Origin of the sequence: Sphingomonas sp., assembly GCF_031361285.1 — a bacterium.
Classification (GTDB): Bacteria; Pseudomonadota; Alphaproteobacteria; order Sphingomonadales; family Sphingomonadaceae; genus Sphingomicrobium.
Genome location: NZ_JANMCO010000063.1, coordinates 1 through 2022 on the forward strand (window position 1 = coordinate 1; position 2022 = coordinate 2022).

Below are 2022 nucleotides of genomic sequence, written 5' to 3' on the forward strand. Positions count from 1 at the left end.
TCGGTGTCGAGCAGCCGGACGATCGCCGCCAGCACGGTTTCGCGGCCAAGCTTGCGGCGCTTGACGTCCTGCTCGACCCGCCGCCGGAGCTTGGGCAGCGCCTTGCCGAAGTCGAGCAGGCCGTCATATTTGGCGGCGTCGCGGCGTTCGCGAAAGGCGGGGTGATAGCGGTATTGTTTGCGCCCGCGGGCATCGATCCCGGTCGCTTGCAGATGGCCATTGGCATCGGCGCAGAACCAGGCGTTGGTGTAGGGCGGCGGCAGAGCGATGGCGTTCAGTCGGTTGATCTCGTCGCGATCGGTGACGCGCTTGCCGGCGGCGTTGAAATAGCCCCAGGCGGCCTTGATCCGCTTGCGGGTGAGGCCAGGTTCGGTATCGCTGCTGTGTCGTAACATGGCGCGGTAATGACCGCGAGGGGCATGAAGTTCCGGTAGGGCAGGTACAATGACGGTCGCAGGCAAGACAATATTGATCATGGCCACCGATGGTTTCGAGGAATCGGAGTTGTTCGGGCCGCGCGAAATCCTCCTGGGGCGAGGGGCAGTGGTGAAGCTCGCATCACCGAGCCGGTCGCCAATTCAGGCCACGGTGCACGACGACCCGGGCAAAACCATTCGGCCCGATTTGACCATCGATGAGGTGTTAGCGGACGATTTTGACGCGCTCGTGTTGCCGGGCGGAGTGCGCAATCCCGATACGCTCCGCCTGAACAGGCAGGCGATTGCAGTGATTCGCGCCTTTGCCGACGCGGGAAAACCGGTCGCGGCGATTTGCCACGGCCCTTGGCTGCTGGTCGAGGCGGATGTGCTGCGGGGGCGCAAGGCGACCGCCTGGCCATCGATCCGGACCGACCTTTGCAATGCAGGCGTGATCGTCGTCGATGAGGCGGCCGTGACCGATGGCAATATCGTCACCAGCCGCAATCCCGACGACGTCGCAGCCTTCACCGACGCCCTGATCCGCCTGATCGAGGCGAAGAGTGGCACTTAGGGCCGCCTAACGGGCTGGAAACCTATTGGCGTTAAGTCCGGCGCCATGGATTGGGGAAACCAGGATCGGGCCGAACTGGCCGTGGATATGGCCGCCGCCACGATTTTCGCGGTTGCGGTCGGTTTTTCGCTTTGGGCCGTGGGGTCGGACGGCGGCGTTACGACGGTGGTGGCTGCGGGCGCTTTTTTGGTCGCGATATCGGGACTGAGGCGAATCTCCCCCGAAGTCCAAGCTCATGCCTTGCCAAAATTCCTGCTCGAGACATTCGAGCCAGCCCAGGATGTGGCCGATGAGTTGATCCTCGACGATGAGCTTGGTGAAGTCGGTCCTGACGCCCGGGTGGTTCGGCTGTTCGGCCCGAGCCAAAGCCACCTTCCGTCAAACTATCGCAGCCCAGCTCTCCCGGATGCATCCCAGGCGTTGGTCGAAGCCCTCGCTGAGCTGCGGCGTTCATTGTACTGAGCGTGGTTCGGCCGCGCCTTTAGTCGGCGATTGTCAGCGCTTCGATGGCCAAAGTGACCGAGCCGTCGAGCGCGCAGGAAGGCGCACTGGCCACGGCAATGTCCGCGACCAGATGACCCGGGATCGCAAACTCCGCATTGCCAAGGTCGGCGGTGAGTCGGCCGACGATCCGGTCGGCGTTCGGGCCGGGGACGCGCAGCCACAGCAAATGCGTTTCGCCGGTGAAAGTTAGCGATTGCCAGTCCACCGACTGGATTTCGCTGAGTAAAATCCTACTGGATTGATCGCCGGTGCGCTCGAGCAGGGCGCGAAGCAGCCCCGATGCCGCGCGTGTCATCGCCATGGTCAGCATTGGGCTGCCTCCAGGAAGTCCCGGACGCGTTGGACGGTCACGGGGCGGGGCTCACGTCCCTTTCTCAAATCGAAGACAAATCGAGGGTCGCCAAGGGCTTCACGTCCAAAGCGGGTGGGAGCCGTGTGGCTACGGCGAAGAACTTTCGGTGCTTATCCCCTTGCGACATGTAAACGTTTGTGGTACAAACTGCCTATGGCAAAGAGCAAGGCACCGAC

The 2022-nt window shown here is 63.1% G+C and carries 3 protein-coding genes and 1 pseudogene; 2 read left to right on the top strand and 2 right to left on the bottom strand.

Going from position 1 to position 2022, the window contains the following annotated elements:
• Positions 1–395, bottom strand: a pseudogene (locus RMO25_RS06390) (DNA topoisomerase IB); the annotation flags it as partial.
• A 49-nt stretch (positions 396–444) separates the two neighbouring features.
• On the opposite strand from RMO25_RS06390, the gene RMO25_RS06395 reads away from it, so the two are divergent.
• Entirely contained in the window at positions 445–990 is a 546-nt protein-coding gene (locus RMO25_RS06395) for a type 1 glutamine amidotransferase domain-containing protein (RefSeq protein ID WP_309661767.1), read from the top strand.
• A 45-nt stretch (positions 991–1035) separates the two neighbouring features.
• Complete coding sequence (locus RMO25_RS06400) at positions 1036–1452, top strand: hypothetical protein (protein WP_309661768.1); 417 nt, start codon at positions 1036–1038, stop codon at positions 1450–1452.
• A gap of 19 nt (positions 1453–1471) precedes the next feature.
• Here the strand turns inward: RMO25_RS06400 and RMO25_RS06405 are convergent, their stop codons facing one another.
• Positions 1472–1804 carry a hypothetical protein gene (locus RMO25_RS06405; protein ID WP_309661769.1) on the bottom strand — a complete coding sequence of 111 codons (333 nt, stop codon included), beginning with the start codon at positions 1802–1804 and terminating at the stop codon, positions 1472–1474.
• Positions 1805–2022: the final 218 nt, after the last annotated feature.